This window comes from Pseudomonas sp. MDT2-39-1 (assembly GCF_054898085.1).
Genome location: NZ_CM142716.1, coordinates 507,446 through 522,016, shown reverse-complemented (window position 1 = coordinate 522,016; position 14,571 = coordinate 507,446). Strand labels below are relative to the sequence as shown.

Here is a 14,571-nt window from a genome sequence, read left to right as displayed (position 1 = left end):
GTTCAAACGAAGCGATCGCTGCCCTGGACCAGTTTTGTAGACAGGTACGATTGCTTGAGTTTTTCCAGCCACCAGCCCAGTGCGCGACCGTCATGATCGCCGCGCCAGCCGGCGTACAGAATGTTCGGCTCGCGCGGATCAGCCATCTGCTTTTCCACCAGCGTGCCGCTTCTCAGTAACGCGCCGACCCGATGCCTGGGCAACCAGCCCACGCCGAGGCCATCGCACTGGGCGAGAATCTTTGCGCGCATGGTCGGCACGGCGAGTACGGGTTGGCCGCCTGAGACGCCATAGGTGCTGCCCTCGGTAACCCTGGACGAATCGGCCACGACAATCGCCCGGTGCTGCGCAACCATGGCGCGTGAAATCGGTTCCCTGGCCTTGGCCAGCGGGTGTTTGGGCGAGACCGCGAACACCCATTCCATCTCACCCAACTGCATCCAGCGCAGGCTGGGGATGGCCGGCGGTTCATTGGTGGCGCCAATGATCAAGTCCGCGCGGCCTTCACGCAGGGCTTCCCACACACCTTTGAGCACTTCGTGAGTGATGCGCAGCGGTACGCCGGACTCCAGCGCATCGAACTCGTGAATCACCGGGATCAAGGCTTCGAATTCGAGCAGTTCGTCGGTGACGATCCACAACCGGCTCTCCCAGCCATTGGCCACTTGTTGCACCCGTTGGGTCAGCCGCGAGACGTCTTGCATCAGCCGCGCCGCTTCGTTCACCAGCAACTCACCGGCCGGGGTCAGCTGCAAGCGATAGCGACGTCGGTCGAACAACAAGGCGTCGAAGCGCTCCTCCAGTTGCCGCGCGGCGTAAGACACCGTTGACGGCGCTTTGCCCAAGTGAGCGGCGGCCCGCGACAGGCTGCCGGTTTCGCGGATAGCTTGGAGCAACGTCAGGTCTTCAATCGACAGCATGTCCTGTCCTCGGCGGGTGTTTCAGGCTGCCCGGCGTAACTTCCACAGTCTGATCAACCGAAGATAGACCACGACGTTGATCGCCAGCACCACGCTGCCCAGCGCCAGTTGAATCGCGGGTGTCAGCCCGGCCGGGTAGATGACCGGCCAGACGTAATGCTCAATGAAGCCACCGCCGTAGCCGGTTTGCCCGGCGGCCTCGCGCATGAGGTTTTCCCATTGCGTCAGCGGGCACGTCAGGTGGAAGACTTCCACGCTCACACCCCACGCCGCGGCGGGCAGGTGCCACCAGATCAGGGGGCGCCATTTGAGCACCAGCAGCCCGCCGAACAGCACGAATAGAATGAACATCAGATGAAACAGCACCAGCCCATCGGCGGCAATCCGGTAAAGCATGTCGACTCCCTGACGCGTTATGCGAATGGCTCCATGGTACTCGGGTTCTCTTCACTACTGCTGTTCAGAACACTTCGGGAAGCGTTGCCCGCAAGTGCGCAAGATTGTTCAAGCCATCGAACGCAACTGCTGGCACAGTCTGGCGACTTTCCCTGGTTGTAGAGCGTTATGTCGAACTCACTCATGCCGCGCAGCGCCTTTCTTCGCGGCGCCGTGGCGATCATGCCGTTGTCCCTGGCGACTGCGCCCTGGGGGCTGTTGGCCGGGTCCATGGCCATCGAGGCCAATCTCACGCCACTGCAAGGTCAGGGCTTGTCGAGCATCGTGTTTGCCGGTGCCGCGCAACTGGTCGCCATCGGTATGCTCAAGGGCGGCGCCGGGGTCTTTTCGATCCTGCTGACCACGCTGTTACTCACCTCCCAGCATTTGCTGTACGGGATGAGCCTGCGTTCGGTGATTTCACCGCTGCCGGGTCGCTGGCGCGTGGGGCTGGGTTTTTTGCTCACTGACGAGCTGTTCGCGCTGACCAGCCAGCATGACAAACAGCAGTTCAATCGCTGGTACGCCTTGGGCGTGGGCCTGACGTTTTATATCGCCTGGAACCTGTTCACATTGGCCGGCATCGTCCTGGGCAGCAGCATTCCCGGCCTCGAACACCTGGGGTTGGACTTCTCCATCGCCGCGACCTTTATTGCCCTGATCACCCCGGTGGTGCGCAACGTTCCGACGGTGGTGTGCGTCGCGGTGTCGCTGTTTTGCTCGGTGTTGTTCAGTTACTGGCAATGGGGCTCGGCGCTGGTGCTGTCGGGGTTGCTGGGCATGACCGCAGGCTTTATCTGCAACAAATTCTATGGGGGGCGCACATGATGGTCTGGGCTGTGATTATCGGGATGGGCGTGCTCGTCTTCCTGAACCGCTACGTATTCCTCGAACCCAGGCTGCCGCTTCGCCTGAGCAGCAATGCCCGGCAGTTTCTCGGTTTTGCCGTGCCGGGGATGTTGACCGCGATCTGCGGGCCGATTGTGTTCATGCCGGAAAAACAGCTGAACTTGCAGTGGGACAATCCGTACCTGATCAGTTCGCTGGTGGCGGTGGGATTGGTGCTGTACACCCGCAATACCTTGCTCAGCATGTTGTTGAGCATGGGGTTTTTCTTTTTGCTGCGCTGGTGGCTTTGAGTCGCTCTCGGGAAATTGTTCTACGCTTAAAGAGGATTCCATCAGGAAGCGAGGTGAGTATGGCCAACGATCCTAAACGTACGGGCCTGGATGAAGAAGATGAACCCACGGAGGAGGAGATTGAGCGGCAGAGGCGTTCAGAGAAGACTTGGAAACATGACGACAGTCGAGAGCTCTCAGACCGCGATATAGAGATTCCGCTAAAGCCTTGACCGATCTGCATACCAAACCGCGATCAAGCTCAAGACAATCTCCAGTAGAGCAAAAAACTGTGGTGAGGGGATTTATCGAATCGTCGCACCGCCCCGTTGGGTCGCGAAGCGGCCCCCAGCGTCCGTTCATATAGACCGGGTTGTCTCGATTTACGACTGCTTCGCAGCCGAACGAGGCGGTGCGACGTTTCGCTAAATCCCCTCGCCACAAAGGCGGTGTCAAATCGCCTCATTCCAGCGTATGTGCGTGATGCCCAATTGTTTAGCGCTTAAGCGCGCCGCTTCGAGTGAGGCGTGTGCGGCGATCTTTCGGTCGGATTGCGCAAAGGCATGCGCAGAGGCCGAATGGATCGCTTCTACATCGGAGAACTGTTCGACCAGTTTGAAAAAGTGCGGCCGAACGCCATCGAGCAAATAGTGCTCGGCATAGGGAACGAGTTCGCTCATGTATTCCTCCTGAAGTCCGCCAGGGCTTTGGGTCAGTCGTTGAACAGGGCATTCGGAAAGTCTGCGGTGCAATCCTTGTGCAAATGATGAGAGCAAAAAAAAGAGGCCTTGACGGGCCTCTTCTTCAGAGTGCAACGATGTCCGGTTCGTTCAGTGTTGAACTGAACCGCATCACTTCAAAGATCTTCCAGCGGCGGAAAATCAGGGTGGGAGGCCCGATAGCCCAACGTCTTGTCGATCCAGGCATTCAGCTCGTTGACCATGACCGGCGGTTTGCCGGAATAGGTCGCGAGGGTAGAACGCAGGATGTCGTTGATATTGGGGACGGAACGCAGGTTTCGGGTCTTTATGTATTGCCCGATAAAACAGTCAAGTTGATAGCGTTCTGTCAGCGACAGGTACACGCACTCCAGACCGCTGACTTGATTAATTACAAGATCGTCGCGCAACTTAGTTCTCTGCAAGGCTTGTTAGATTTAGGGATTTCCTTGGTTATTGACTCTTTGGTCAACTGGGTACTGCCGACGGAAATGCGGCGCGCATGCTAGCTGTAGCGTTACTAAATGTATGTACGATGATTCGATTGTCAGACAAGCGGTTAATGCGTCGTTTGGCCGCACATCGACAAGTGTTTCTACAATGAAGCAGTCTGTATAACGTTTATGTCTTGCGATTATTCAGGTCCAGGAATGGATCCACTTTAAATAAGCTTATCTATCAACATCGCACCCTGATTCCTGACATTTCCCACCGCTTTATCGACCCTGTACCACTCGAACACTTCGCTGGCTTCACCCTGCATCAGTACCATTTGCTCGGCGCGCTCTTTAGGCGTGGCCGGGTCCAGCCATTCGCGCGCCAACTCAGCTGACAACACCACCGGCCGCCGGTCATGAATGTCGAGCATGCCGCCGGCGCTGTCTGCCGTGATGATGACAAAACCGTCGTCGCTGCGCGGCTCGTTGCCCCCGTGGGCAAACTGGCCGATTGCCACGCAGCAAATCGGCGCCCGATCCCGTCGACGAATAAGCCACGGCTGCCTCGTCGAATCGCCGGCATCCACCCATTCGAACCAGTTATCGATCGGCACAATCGCACGGTGCGGCCAGATCGCCCGGAAGAACGGGCCATGCGCCACTTTCTCGACCCGGGCGTTGATCGGCGCCGCGCGATCCTTTGCCCAGTGCGGACGCCATCCCCAGCGCACCGAATCGGCGTGCAACCCGTCGGGCTCTAGGTGCAACAGCGCGAGCTGGGTGGTGGGCACGGCGTTGTAGCGGGCCAGCGGTTCAACACCGACGTGGTTGATCAGCGCGTCGGGAATGCTCAGCACCGCGACAAAGTCGTGAATGCCACGGTACTGCGACAGTCGTCCGCACATCGGCTGATCCTCCGGCAGGAGCTTTCAGTGTAGGAGCACGGCTTGCCGGCGAAGGTTTCACGGACACCCATCAAATCACATGCGCACGCTGCAACTCGGTCAACGACAACGCCTTCAGTTGCGCGAGCAGCGGGTCCCTTCGGTCGCGAGGATGCGGCAACTCCACGGCCAGTTCCTGACGAATGCTGCTTGGGCGATTGTCCATCACCATCACGCGATCGCTGAGGTACAGCGCTTCATCGACGTCATGTGTCACCAGCAGCAAGGCGATGGCGTGACGCTCGGCCAGTTGCAGCAGCAGGTCCTGGAGCTTCATCCGCGTGAAAGCGTCCACTGCGCTGAACGGCTCATCGAGCAACAAGACTTGCGGTCGCGAGTAGAGGCCGCGGGCGATGGCCACCCGTTGCGCCATGCCGCCGGACAAGGCTTTGGGCAGCGCCTGCGCAAAGCCGCCGAGGCCGACTTCATCGATCAATTGCGCGACCCAGGCCTTGTCGTAGTGGCTGTCGGCGCTGAAGCCGATGTTTTGCTCAACCGTCAGCCAGGGCATCAGCCGGGGTTCCTGAAACACGAAAGCGACTTCCCCGGCGTTGTTGCGTAGCTCACCCTGGAAGTCCTTCTCCAGGCCGGCGACGATCCGCAGCAAGGTGCTTTTGCCGCAGCCGCTGGGACCGAGCAGGCTGACGGTTTCCCGGGGTTGCAATTGCAGATGAATGTTGTTGAGGACCGTAATGGCGGCGAAGGTTTTGCGCTCGACGCGAATGTCCAGCAGGTGTTCGGTCATGGCTCAATCCTCTGCGCTTTGGCCGTTGAAGGTGTCGCGCCAGGCCAGGAAGCGCTTCTCCAGGCCGGCGAGGATGCCGTCGCTGAGTTTGCCCAGCAGCGCCAATACGATGATGGCGGCCAGGACGATATCCGGGCGTGACGTTTCGCGCCCGTCACTGAGCAGATAACCCAGGCCTTTGGTGGCGGCGATCAGCTCGGCGGCCACCAGAAACATCCAGGCCAGGCTCATGCCGCTGCGCAATCCGGTGAACAGGCCGGGCAGGGCGGCGGGTAACAGAATTCGCCGCACCAGGCGCCGCCGGCTGAAAGCGTACATTTGCCCGACTTCCACCAGTTTGCGATCGATGTCGCGGATCGCCGCGACGCCGTTGAGGTACACGGGGAAGAATGCGCCGATAGCGATCAAGACGATTTTCGAGGTCTCGTCGATACCCAGCCACAGCAGCAACAGCGGCACCCAGGCCAGGCTCGGAATCGAGCGCAAACCGGCGAACGTCGGTTCCAGATACGCTTCGGCTTCGCGGCTCAAACCGACCCACGCGGCGAACACCAGGGCCAGGCTGGCGCCAATGGCGAAACCCAGCAGCACCCGCAGCAGACTGGCGCTGATGTGTTTCCACAACGCGCCCTCGGCGAGGTCACTGAGGGTCAGCGCGACCTCGCTCGGGCCGGCATTTGATAGGACGGCAGCCAGCCGATGCGCACGACGCATTCCAGCACCAGGATGATCAGCCCCGGCAGCGCCAGGCCCTTGAGGCGCAGTTTCCAGGCGTTGCTCAGGCCACCGGGTGCAGGTAATGCCAGGGGGGCGGGCAGGTCTTTGCTTTTGCTGGTCATGGGTTTCTCCAGTCACGACGAATCCGCGACGGGCGCGGGCAAAATCAAAAGCTCGCTGCCTCGTTCTACTTGACAGCTCCTGCACGCAAATATGCGTTCCTTGTAGGAGCTGTCGAGTGAAACGAGGCTGCGAGCTTTTGCTGCTATTGACGGGCCACGGTTTCCTTGAATCCGGTGTCGATCAACTGATCGATCACCTGGTCGACATTCACCCCACGGCGAACCAGTTCTTCAGAGACCAGGATCGGTGCGGCGGCCTTGGAGGCGATCACATCCTTGGCGGTCAATTGCGGGCTGCTCAGGTCGGTGCGCGACAGCTGCAGCTTGGCCACTTCCAGCGGCAGGCCGGATTCGCTGGCGAGCAACTGCGCCAGTTCGTCAGGGTTTTTCACCGCCCAGTCACGGGCCTTTTCATAGGCGCTCAGGACGGTTTCGATGGTCTGAGGATGTTCTTTGGCGTAGGTCTCGGTGACGCTGACCACGCCGTAGCTGTTGAAGTGGGTGTTGCGATACAGCAGGCGCGAACCGGCCTGAATTTCGCTGGCCGCCATGTGCGGATCAAGGCCGGCCCAGGCGTCGACGTCACCTTTTTCCAGCGCGGTGCGACCGTCCGGATGCTGCAAGTGCACCAGCTCGACATCGTCCTTGCTCAGGCCGGCCTGTTGCAGGCTGCGCAAGGTGAACAGGTACGGGTCGGTGCCTTTGGTAGCGGCGATTTTCTCGCCCTTCAGATCGGCGACGGTTTTGTACGGCGAATCCTTGCGCACCACCAGTGCGGTCCATTCGGCGCGGCTGTACACGTAGACCGATTTGATCGGGCTGCCGTTGGCGCGGCTGAGCACAGCGGCCAGGCTGGCGGACGAAGCGAAGTCGACGCCGCCACTGTTGAGGTATTCCAGCGAACGGTTGCTGCCCTGGCTCAACACCCAGCTGACCTTGGTCTGTGGCAGGGCCTTTTCCAGGAATCCGAAGTGCTTGAGCACAAGGCTCACTGGCGAGTAATAGGCGTAATCCAAGTGCACTTCGGCCGGCGCGGTTTCGGCTGCCTGCGCCATAGGTTGCAGGCTCAGGGCCAGGGCGCAGGCGCTCAGCAGGTACCTGACGTTTGGAAAGCGGAAGGTCGGTTTCATGGGGCAGCTCCGGGCAAGGTGGCGAGATTCTTATGTCCAAAAATTTATTTTTTACGAATGCTTCCTGCGTAAAAGAAATATTGCAGGCTCTGTGCCATGTCGCGCAGTGGCAGGCTTTTCGAGGCTTTGGCGGCGAGGGTGAGGAAATTGGCTGTACCGGTGAAAACAGTCTGTTGAGTCGCTGTTGCTGGGCGAACAGCAACTTTTACTGGTCATGAGCTTATGCATAAATCGAATTTATAAGCGTGGCTGTAAGAGCGTTAGGGTCTATACGAATACCGTTCCTGGAGCCTTCGATGGACCTGTCCCGATTTGTGCGCGGTCTGTTGACCAGCGCAGTGTTTGCCGCGCCACTGAGCCATGCCGCAGAACCCGTCGTGTTGCACGTCGGGGATCAGAACTACTACAACGTTCGCGCCTCGGTGGAGGCGTCGGGAGTGCTGGAAGGGGCGCCCTATACCGTCGACTGGAAGCACTTTCAGGCCGCCGCTCCACTGGCCGAAGCGCTGAACACGGGTGCCCTGGATGTGGGCTTTCTCGGTGATTCCGGCTTCCTGTTCCTGGCGGCCAAACAGGCGCCGGTGAAGTTGATCGGCGTGTCGCGGCAGAACCCGGACACTATCGCCTTGCTGGTGCCCAAGGACTCACCGGTCAAAACCATTGTCGATCTGAAGGGCAAGAAAGTCGCTTACTGGCCGGGAGCCTGGAGTCAGCAGCTGACCCTGCGCGCCTTGGAAAAAGCCGATCTGCCGGAAGACTACGTCGACTTCATCAAACTGATGCCGATCGACGCCGCCGCCGCGTTGCCGCAAGGCAGCATCGACGCGTTCCCGGTGTGGGAACCCTACATTTCCCAGCAGATTCTGTTCTCCGGTGCCCGGCCGATTCTCACGGCGAAAAATCTTATGCCGGGCCTGAGCGCCATTGCCGCTTCGACGCCGTCGATCGAGAGCAAGCGCGAGGCCATCGCCGACTTTCTGGTGCGCCTGAAAAAAGCCCGGGCCTGGGTCGACAACCACACCGACGAGTACGCCGATCTTTGGGCGAAGAAGGCCAACCTCTACCAGAACGTGTCGCGCCATTGGCTGCGTCAGGCGCACATGACCGTCGGCCCGGTGGATGCCCAAGCTGCAAAGGATTTGCAGAGCACCGCGGACTTCCTGTTCAAGGTCAAGGCGCTGCCGGCGGCATTGGCGACCGCACCGATTATCGACAGCTCGTTCCAGCAGTCGCTGGCGCAGTAATCCACGAGGGTGAGCGCTGGAACCAAACACTGTGTACCCTGATCCAACCTCGGCCAGCAGCACCTGCGGGCCGACAATGGATGAATGGGCGAAGGGTTTTTGCCGTTTAACGTGATGACCGTAACGGTCTGGTCCAAGGCAAACCATGACACAGCTGTTCAAGGTTCTCTCTGCGCTCGCCCTCGCTGTCGGGCTGGTTGGCTGCATTGCCTCTCCGATCGAACTGACCCCGCAGACTGAACAGCGTCTGCGCGAGCAGCCACCGATCCGCTTTCTGCTGACCTTCGACGACGGTCCCAGCGCGTCGAGTTTCTGGAACCCGAGCATGACGGTGCTCGACAGCCTCGCGCAGAACCCGGTGCAACCGGGAATCAAAGCGGTGTTCTTCGTCCAGACCGGCGTACCTCGGGCTGGCGACAGCGACATCGGGCGCGGGGTCATGCACCGGGAACAGGCTGAAGGGCATGTGTTGGGTTTCCACACGGCGACCCATTCGCACACCAATCACCGCTCGCTCAGCCCGCAAGAGCTGGAGCAGTCGCTGGGCAAAGGCAGTGCCGACATCGCCGCGATCACCGGCGCGCCGCCCGCCTTGGTGCGCCCGCCGTTCTGGAATTACGACAAACGTGTGTTAACGGCCTACCAGCGGCATGGTATGCACCTGTTGCTGACCGACCTGAGCGCCAACGACGGCAAGATCTGGGGTTTCAACGCCAGCCCTCGGCGGCGGGCCAACATGCTGCGGCAACTGTCCGAAGTGCGTGAACGCATTGCGCTGGCAGAATTGCCGACGGTGGACGGCGTGGTTCCGGTGGTGGTGACCTTTCACGACCTGAATCGCTACACCGCCCGGCATGCCCGCGAATACCTGCAAATTCTGCTCGATAGCGCCCGTGCCACCGGGGTGACGGTGGCGCAAAAACCGTTTTACGACAACACGGCGGCGCTGCAACGTGCGGCCTTGGCGCGTACCGTTAGTAGCGGTTCAGAGGCAGAGAAGTTGCCGGGGATCTGGAACTGGTTGTGGGATGGGGATTCTCACTAAAACCTCAGCGAAATGAGCAACAGCCAACACATAGAACGGGTGGGAATGCGCGCCAGTTAAACAGGCATAACTCAGAACTGTGGCAAGAGGGCTTTTGTGGCGAGGGGGTTCACCCCCGTTCGGCTGCGCAGCAGTCGTAAATCCTGCCAACTTCGGAGTGCCTGACAGAATGCCGGGGGCTGCTGCGCAGCCCAACGGGGGTAAACCCCCTTGCCACAAAAGCCCCCAAGTCCCAGGTCACTTATTGGCTGTTTCATCACCGCGGCAGCAACTCGTCAATCATTTTCAAACAATGATTCAAACCCGGCGTCACGTCGCCTACGCGCCGGCTGAGAATGATCGGTGAGGTCGCGTTGTCTTCCAGCAACGGGGTGAAACCAATGTCGTCGCGGTGCAGCAACTGCACCGACGCGGGCACCAGCGTGACGCCGATTCCAGCCCCCACCAGTCCGATTGCTGTTTGCAGCTCGTTGGTCCATTGCGCCACGTGGATGCTCACGCCGTAGGACTCGAACAGTGCAATCACATGATCGGCGTAGCTGGGGCGCGGATTTCCGGGGTACAGCACAAAGGGTTCCTTGGACAGTTGGCGAAGGCTGATCGGGCCGGCCAGCAGCGGATGACCGGCGGGCAGGGCGGCAACCAGCCGGTCTTCGGTCAATACCGTCTGGATGATCGCCGGGTCGTCGATGCGAATCCGCCCGAAACCGATGTCGATGCGCCCGGCCTTGAGCGCCTGCACCTGTTGCAACGTGGTCATTTCCGACAGCCCGAGCTCAAGCTCCAGGGGCTCGCCGCTGCGCAAACGGCGAATCAGGTCCGGCAGTACGCCATACAGCGTCGATGGAGCAAAACCGATGCCCAGCCAGGTCTTTTCCCCCAGGCCAATCCGCTTGGTGTTGTCGCACACCTTGGCCAGTTGTTCGAGCAGGGCGGTGGAATGTTCATGGAAGAAACGCCCGGCGTCGGTCAGCTTCAGCGGACGGCCGCGCTCCAGCAATATCACCCCGAGTTCATCTTCCAGCTGCTGGATCTGCCGGCTCAGAGGCGGCTGGGCAATGTGCAGCAGTTCGGCGGCGCGGGTGAAGTTGAGGGTTTGAGCCAATACCTGAAAATACCGCAGGTGACGCAGTTCCATGGGGCCTCCAGGCATTGATCAGTTGAATACCTTTAAGGTATCGAGCCAGACCAATTCTATATTGGCCGTGGGCAAAAAGCCGTACGAGAATCCAATTCAGAACTTCAAGAACCTGACGGGTATCGACATGCGTGCAACAGCCATTGAATCGATCGAGACGATCATCATCGATCTGCCGACCATTCGCCCGCACAAACTGGCCATGCACACGATGCAGAACCAGACCCTGGTGATCATCCGCGTGCGCTGCGCCGATGGCATTGAAGGGATCGGCGAGTCGACCACCATCGGTGGCCTGGCCTATGGCAACGAAAGCCCGGACAGTATCAAGACCAACATCGACAAACACATAGCACCTCTGCTGATCGGTGAGGACAGCGGCAACATCAATGCAGCGATGTTGCGCCTGGAGCGCAGCATCCGTGGCAACACCTTCGCCAAGTCAGGTATCGAAACCGCCTTGCTCGACGCCCATGGCAAGCGCCTTGGCCTGCCGGTCAGCGAGTTGCTGGGCGGCCGCGTTCGTGATGCGCTGCCGGTGGCGTGGACCCTCGCCAGCGGTGACACCGACGAGGACATCGCCGAAGCGGAAAAAATGCTCGACCTGCGTCGCCACCGGATCTTCAAACTGAAAATCGGTGCCGGTGAAGTCAATCGCGATCTGGCCCACGTCATCGCCATCAAGAAAGCCCTGGGCGATCGCGCCAGTGTGCGGGTCGATGTCAATCAGGCCTGGGACGAGGCGGTTGCACAGCGCGCCTGCCGGATACTGGGCAGCAACGGCATCGACCTGATCGAACAGCCGATCTCGCGCAATAACCGCGCCGGCATGGCGCGCCTGAATGCCGTGAGCCCGGCGCCGATCATGGCCGATGAATCCATCGAGTGCGTGGAAGACGCCTTCAATCTGGCGCGCGAAGGGGCCGCTTCGGTGTTCGCCCTGAAGATCGCGAAGAACGGCGGACCACGCGCCGTGCTGCGTACCGCCGCCATCGCCGAAGCCGCCGGTATCGGTTTGTACGGCGGCACTATGCTTGAAGGTGGGATCGGCACGCTGGCCTCGGCCCATGCCTTTATCACCCTGAATAAACTGGCCTGGGACACCGAGTTGTTCGGCCCGTTGCTGTTGACTGAAGACTTGCTCAGCGAGCCGCTGGTCTATCGCGATTTTGCGCTGCATGTCCCGCAGACACCGGGCCTTGGCCTGTGCCTGGACGAAGAACGCTTGGCGTTTTTCCGTCGTGACAAAACATCCACTTCCGTTCAGCAAGCCTGAGGAGAGCATCATGCTATTCCACGTAAAAATGACCGTGAATCTGCCGGTCGACATCAATCCGGATCTCGCCACCCAGCTCAAGACCGATGAAAAAGCCCTGGCCCAGCGCCTGCAAGAGCAAGGCAAGTGGCGTCACCTGTGGCGCATCGCCGGGCACTACGCCAACTACAGCGTTTTCGACGTCGACAGCGTTCAGGAACTGCACGACCTGCTGATGCAATTGCCGCTGTTTCCGTACATGGCGATCGAGGTCGACGCGATGTGCCGGCATCCTTCTTCCATTCGCGAGGATGACCGCTGAACCCAGCCTGTTCAGTTCGCTACGCTAATAATTACAAGATGAGGAACCACCCAAAATGAACGTCAAGATTTCCCACACTGCCAGTGCCCAGAAGTTTCTCGAAGACGCCAGCGGCTTGCTCAACGACGCCGGCGACCCGCGAGTCAAAGCCCTGGTCTACCGCATTCTGCGTGATTCGGTGAACATCATCGAAGACCTGGCCGTCACCCCGGAAGAGTTCTGGACAGCCGTCAATTACCTCAACGTGCTGGGCGCGCGACAGGAAGCCGGTTTGTTGGTGGCAGGGCTGGGTCTGGAACATTACCTGGACTTGCTGATGGACGCCGAAGACGAGCAGGCGGGAAAGGCGGGCGGTACGCCGCGGACCATCGAAGGCCCGCTGTATGTGGCGGGTGCGCCGCTGTCTGAGGGTGAGTCGCGACTGGATGATGGCGTCGATCCGGGCGTGGTCCTGTTCATGCAGGGCCAGGTGCGTAACACCGCAGGCGAACCGCTGGCGGGTGCGGTGGTGGATGTCTGGCACGCCAACACGGGCGGTACATACTCCTACTTCGATACCACGCAATCGGAATTCAACCTGCGCCGCCGCATCGTCACCGATGCCGAGGGTCGCTATCGTTTCCGCAGCATCGTGCCGTCGGGCTACGGTTGCCCGCCGGACGGTCCGACCCAGCAACTGCTCGATCAACTGGGCCGTCATGGCCAGCGTCCGGCGCACATTCACTTCTTTATCTCCGCGCCGGACCACCGTCACCTGACCACCCAGATCAACCTCGACGGTGACCAATACCTGCACGACGATTTCGCCTACGCCACCCGCGACGAGCTGATCGCCCACATCACCTTCAGCGACGACCCGCAGCGTGCAGCGGCCCATGGCGTCAGCGGCCGGTTTGCCGAAATCGACTTTGATTTCACCTTGCAGACTTCCGCGCAACCTGAAGAGCAGCAACGCCACGAACGGGTTCGTGCGCTCGAAGATTGATTACCTCGAACAGCCGAACCGTGTGGGAGCGGCGGTGCGACGATTCGACTTGCTCGCGAAGGGGGTATCAGCTTCAACATCAACGTTGACTGACACAACGCTTTCGCGAGCAAGCCCGCTCCCACAGTTGACCGCGTTTTACCTGTGGGAATGCGGTCAACTGTGGGAGCGGGCTTGCTCGCGAAGGGGCCCGAACCTTCCACATGTCAGCCCACTGACACGCCGCTGCAAGTACGGCCTTAGAATGGCCCGACAACACCTATAACAACAACGAGAGTGACCCGATGATGCACGCGCAACTATTGAGTCAGCGCAGCAGAATATTCGACCACGCCGACCCTTACGCGGTGTCGGGTTACGTCAATCAGCATGTTGGCAACCATTGCATCCTGATGCCCAGGGTCGGCCGCCCACTGGCCAGCCTCGATCATCGCAAATTCGCCAGCCTGGACCTGTGCCGCATCAGCTACGGCGCCAGCGTGCGGGTGACCTCCAGTGCGCTGGAAAGTATCTACCATCTGCAAGTATTGCTGCGTGGCAACTGCCTGTGGCGCGGTCACGGTCAGGAGCATTACTTCGCGCCGGGTGAATTGCTGCTGATCAACCCCGACGATCCGGTGGACCTGACGTACTCCGACGATTGCGAAAAATTCATCCTCAAAGTGCCCACCCGGCTGTTTGAATCGGTGTGCGAGGAGCAACGCTGGCGCTATCCGGGGCAGGGCGTGCGGTTTCTTGAAAACCGTTATCAGCTCGATGAACTGGAAGGTTTCGTCGGCCTGCTGGCGATGATTTGCCAGGAAGCCGAAGCCACCGAGCAGATCCCCCGGGTGCAGGAGCACTACGCGCAGATCATCGTCAGCAAGATGCTCAGCCTGATGAAAACCAACGTCATCCGCAGCAGCCTTGGTTCGTCGTCGGCGACGTTCGAGGTGATTGCCGATTACATCGCGCGCAACCTCAAGCAAGACATCGACAGTGAAGAACTGGCGCGCCAGGCGAGTATGAGCCTGCGTTCGCTGTACGGCTTGTTCGAGCGCAACGCCGGCACCTCGCCGAAAAACTACATCCGGCAGAAGAAACTCGAACGCATCAACCTGTGCCTGAGCGACCCGACCTGTAACGTGCGCAACGTCACGGAAGTGGCCATGGATTACGGCTTCCTGCACCTGGGCCGGTTCTCCGACAACTACCGCAAGCAGTTCGGCGAATTGCCTTCCGACACCCTCAAACGCCGCGACTGACTCACCATAAATCCCCTCGCCACAAGGCAGCTACAGGGAAGTGGGCTGTTT

The 14,571-nt window shown here is 60.0% G+C and carries 16 protein-coding genes and 1 pseudogene; 8 read left to right on the top strand and 9 right to left on the bottom strand.

Annotated features, from left to right (window positions below):
- Window positions 1-2: 2 nt before the first annotated feature.
- A complete protein-coding gene (locus ACYZTM_RS02660; RefSeq protein ID WP_461986846.1) occupies window positions 3-920 on the bottom strand; it encodes a LysR family transcriptional regulator in 918 nt (305 codons plus the stop codon).
- A 21-nt stretch (window positions 921-941) separates the two neighbouring features.
- Window positions 942-1,316 (bottom strand): DUF2784 domain-containing protein, encoded by a 375-nt coding sequence (locus ACYZTM_RS02655; RefSeq protein ID WP_131060223.1) that lies wholly within the window; start codon window positions 1,314-1,316, stop codon window positions 942-944.
- Between the two features lie 168 nt (window positions 1,317-1,484).
- On the opposite strand from ACYZTM_RS02655, the gene ACYZTM_RS02650 reads away from it, so the two are divergent.
- Window positions 1,485-2,183 carry an AzlC family ABC transporter permease gene (locus ACYZTM_RS02650; RefSeq protein ID WP_131060224.1) on the top strand — a complete coding sequence of 233 codons (699 nt, stop codon included), beginning with the start codon at window positions 1,485-1,487 and terminating at the stop codon, window positions 2,181-2,183.
- Window positions 2,183-2,494, top strand: coding sequence for an AzlD domain-containing protein (locus ACYZTM_RS02645; RefSeq protein ID WP_165557448.1), 312 nt, complete (start codon window positions 2,183-2,185; stop codon window positions 2,492-2,494). The genes ACYZTM_RS02650 and ACYZTM_RS02645 overlap by 1 nt, the downstream gene beginning before the upstream one ends.
- Before the next feature lie 431 nt (window positions 2,495-2,925).
- Here ACYZTM_RS02645 and ACYZTM_RS02640 read toward each other — a convergent pair whose 3' ends face one another.
- From ACYZTM_RS02640 to ACYZTM_RS02615, 6 genes and pseudogenes are all read right to left on the bottom strand, one after another.
- The gene (locus tag ACYZTM_RS02640; protein ID WP_131060226.1) at window positions 2,926-3,153 is read right to left on the bottom strand and encodes a hypothetical protein; all 228 of its coding nucleotides are present in this window, start codon (window positions 3,151-3,153) and stop codon (window positions 2,926-2,928) included.
- 176 nt (window positions 3,154-3,329) lie between these two features.
- Window positions 3,330-3,602 (bottom strand): hypothetical protein, encoded by a 273-nt coding sequence (locus tag ACYZTM_RS02635; protein WP_461986843.1) that lies wholly within the window; start codon window positions 3,600-3,602, stop codon window positions 3,330-3,332.
- A gap of 251 nt (window positions 3,603-3,853) precedes the next feature.
- Complete coding sequence (locus tag ACYZTM_RS02630; RefSeq protein ID WP_461986841.1) at window positions 3,854-4,534, bottom strand: SOS response-associated peptidase; 681 nt, start codon at window positions 4,532-4,534, stop codon at window positions 3,854-3,856.
- A 70-nt stretch (window positions 4,535-4,604) separates the two neighbouring features.
- Window positions 4,605-5,318 carry an ABC transporter ATP-binding protein gene (locus ACYZTM_RS02625; protein ID WP_461986839.1) on the bottom strand — a complete coding sequence of 238 codons (714 nt, stop codon included), beginning with the start codon at window positions 5,316-5,318 and terminating at the stop codon, window positions 4,605-4,607.
- Window positions 5,319-5,321: 3 nt separating this feature from the next.
- Window positions 5,322-6,157 (bottom strand): annotated as a pseudogene (locus tag ACYZTM_RS02620) (ABC transporter permease).
- Window positions 6,158-6,300: 143 nt separating this feature from the next.
- Window positions 6,301-7,287, bottom strand: coding sequence for an aliphatic sulfonate ABC transporter substrate-binding protein (locus tag ACYZTM_RS02615; RefSeq protein ID WP_131060231.1), 987 nt, complete (start codon window positions 7,285-7,287; stop codon window positions 6,301-6,303).
- A 296-nt stretch (window positions 7,288-7,583) separates the two neighbouring features.
- Here ACYZTM_RS02615 and ACYZTM_RS02610 point away from each other — a divergent pair, with 296 nt between their 5' ends.
- Both ACYZTM_RS02610 and ACYZTM_RS02605 read left to right on the top strand, forming a co-directional pair.
- Window positions 7,584-8,531, top strand: coding sequence for an ABC transporter substrate-binding protein (locus tag ACYZTM_RS02610; RefSeq protein WP_461986837.1), 948 nt, complete (start codon window positions 7,584-7,586; stop codon window positions 8,529-8,531).
- Between the two features lie 145 nt (window positions 8,532-8,676).
- Window positions 8,677-9,576: a polysaccharide deacetylase family protein gene (locus ACYZTM_RS02605; protein ID WP_461986835.1), complete on the top strand. Its 900-nt coding sequence runs from the start codon at window positions 8,677-8,679 to the stop codon at window positions 9,574-9,576.
- 256 nt (window positions 9,577-9,832) lie between these two features.
- Here ACYZTM_RS02605 and ACYZTM_RS02600 read toward each other — a convergent pair whose 3' ends face one another.
- Entirely contained in the window at window positions 9,833-10,714 is an 882-nt protein-coding gene (locus ACYZTM_RS02600; protein WP_131060234.1) for a LysR family transcriptional regulator, read from the bottom strand.
- Window positions 10,715-10,841: 127 nt separating this feature from the next.
- Here ACYZTM_RS02600 and ACYZTM_RS02595 point away from each other — a divergent pair, with 127 nt between their 5' ends.
- The 4 genes from ACYZTM_RS02595 (at window position 10,842) to ACYZTM_RS02580 (ending at window position 14,520) form a co-directional block, all read left to right on the top strand.
- Window positions 10,842-11,990, top strand: coding sequence for a muconate cycloisomerase family protein (locus ACYZTM_RS02595; protein ID WP_165557449.1), 1,149 nt, complete (start codon window positions 10,842-10,844; stop codon window positions 11,988-11,990).
- 10 nt (window positions 11,991-12,000) lie between these two features.
- A complete protein-coding gene (gene catC, locus ACYZTM_RS02590; RefSeq protein ID WP_131060236.1) occupies window positions 12,001-12,291 on the top strand; it encodes a muconolactone Delta-isomerase in 291 nt (96 codons plus the stop codon).
- Window positions 12,292-12,346: 55 nt separating this feature from the next.
- Window positions 12,347-13,276: a catechol 1,2-dioxygenase gene (gene catA / locus ACYZTM_RS02585; RefSeq protein ID WP_131060237.1), complete on the top strand. Its 930-nt coding sequence runs from the start codon at window positions 12,347-12,349 to the stop codon at window positions 13,274-13,276.
- A 284-nt stretch (window positions 13,277-13,560) separates the two neighbouring features.
- A complete protein-coding gene (locus ACYZTM_RS02580; RefSeq protein WP_461986832.1) occupies window positions 13,561-14,520 on the top strand; it encodes an AraC family transcriptional regulator in 960 nt (319 codons plus the stop codon).
- Window positions 14,521-14,571: the final 51 nt, after the last annotated feature.

Bases quoted from the DNA above. Each gene is read 5' to 3' on its own strand.
- ACYZTM_RS02660 (WP_461986846.1), bottom strand. From the start codon at position 920: ATGCTGTCGATTGAAGACCTGACGTTGCTCCAAGCTATCCGCGAAACC.
- ACYZTM_RS02655 (WP_131060223.1), bottom strand. From the start codon at position 1,316: ATGCTTTACCGGATTGCCGCCGATGGGCTGGTGCTGTTTCATCTGATG.
- ACYZTM_RS02650 (WP_131060224.1), top strand. From the start codon at position 1,485: ATGTCGAACTCACTCATGCCGCGCAGCGCCTTTCTTCGCGGCGCCGTG.
- ACYZTM_RS02645 (WP_165557448.1), top strand. From the start codon at position 2,183: ATGGTCTGGGCTGTGATTATCGGGATGGGCGTGCTCGTCTTCCTGAAC.
- ACYZTM_RS02640 (WP_131060226.1), bottom strand. From the start codon at position 3,153: ATGAGCGAACTCGTTCCCTATGCCGAGCACTATTTGCTCGATGGCGTT.
- ACYZTM_RS02630 (WP_461986841.1), bottom strand. From the start codon at position 4,534: ATGTGCGGACGACTGTCGCAGTACCGTGGCATTCACGACTTTGTCGCG.
- ACYZTM_RS02625 (WP_461986839.1), bottom strand. From the start codon at position 5,318: ATGACCGAACACCTGCTGGACATTCGCGTCGAGCGCAAAACCTTCGCC.
- ACYZTM_RS02615 (WP_131060231.1), bottom strand. From the start codon at position 7,287: ATGAAACCGACCTTCCGCTTTCCAAACGTCAGGTACCTGCTGAGCGCC.
- ACYZTM_RS02610 (WP_461986837.1), top strand. From the start codon at position 7,584: ATGGACCTGTCCCGATTTGTGCGCGGTCTGTTGACCAGCGCAGTGTTT.
- ACYZTM_RS02605 (WP_461986835.1), top strand. From the start codon at position 8,677: ATGACACAGCTGTTCAAGGTTCTCTCTGCGCTCGCCCTCGCTGTCGGG.
- ACYZTM_RS02600 (WP_131060234.1), bottom strand. From the start codon at position 10,714: ATGGAACTGCGTCACCTGCGGTATTTTCAGGTATTGGCTCAAACCCTC.
- ACYZTM_RS02595 (WP_165557449.1), top strand. From the start codon at position 10,842: ATGCGTGCAACAGCCATTGAATCGATCGAGACGATCATCATCGATCTG.
- catC (WP_131060236.1), top strand. From the start codon at position 12,001: ATGCTATTCCACGTAAAAATGACCGTGAATCTGCCGGTCGACATCAAT.
- catA (WP_131060237.1), top strand. From the start codon at position 12,347: ATGAACGTCAAGATTTCCCACACTGCCAGTGCCCAGAAGTTTCTCGAA.
- ACYZTM_RS02580 (WP_461986832.1), top strand. From the start codon at position 13,561: ATGATGCACGCGCAACTATTGAGTCAGCGCAGCAGAATATTCGACCAC.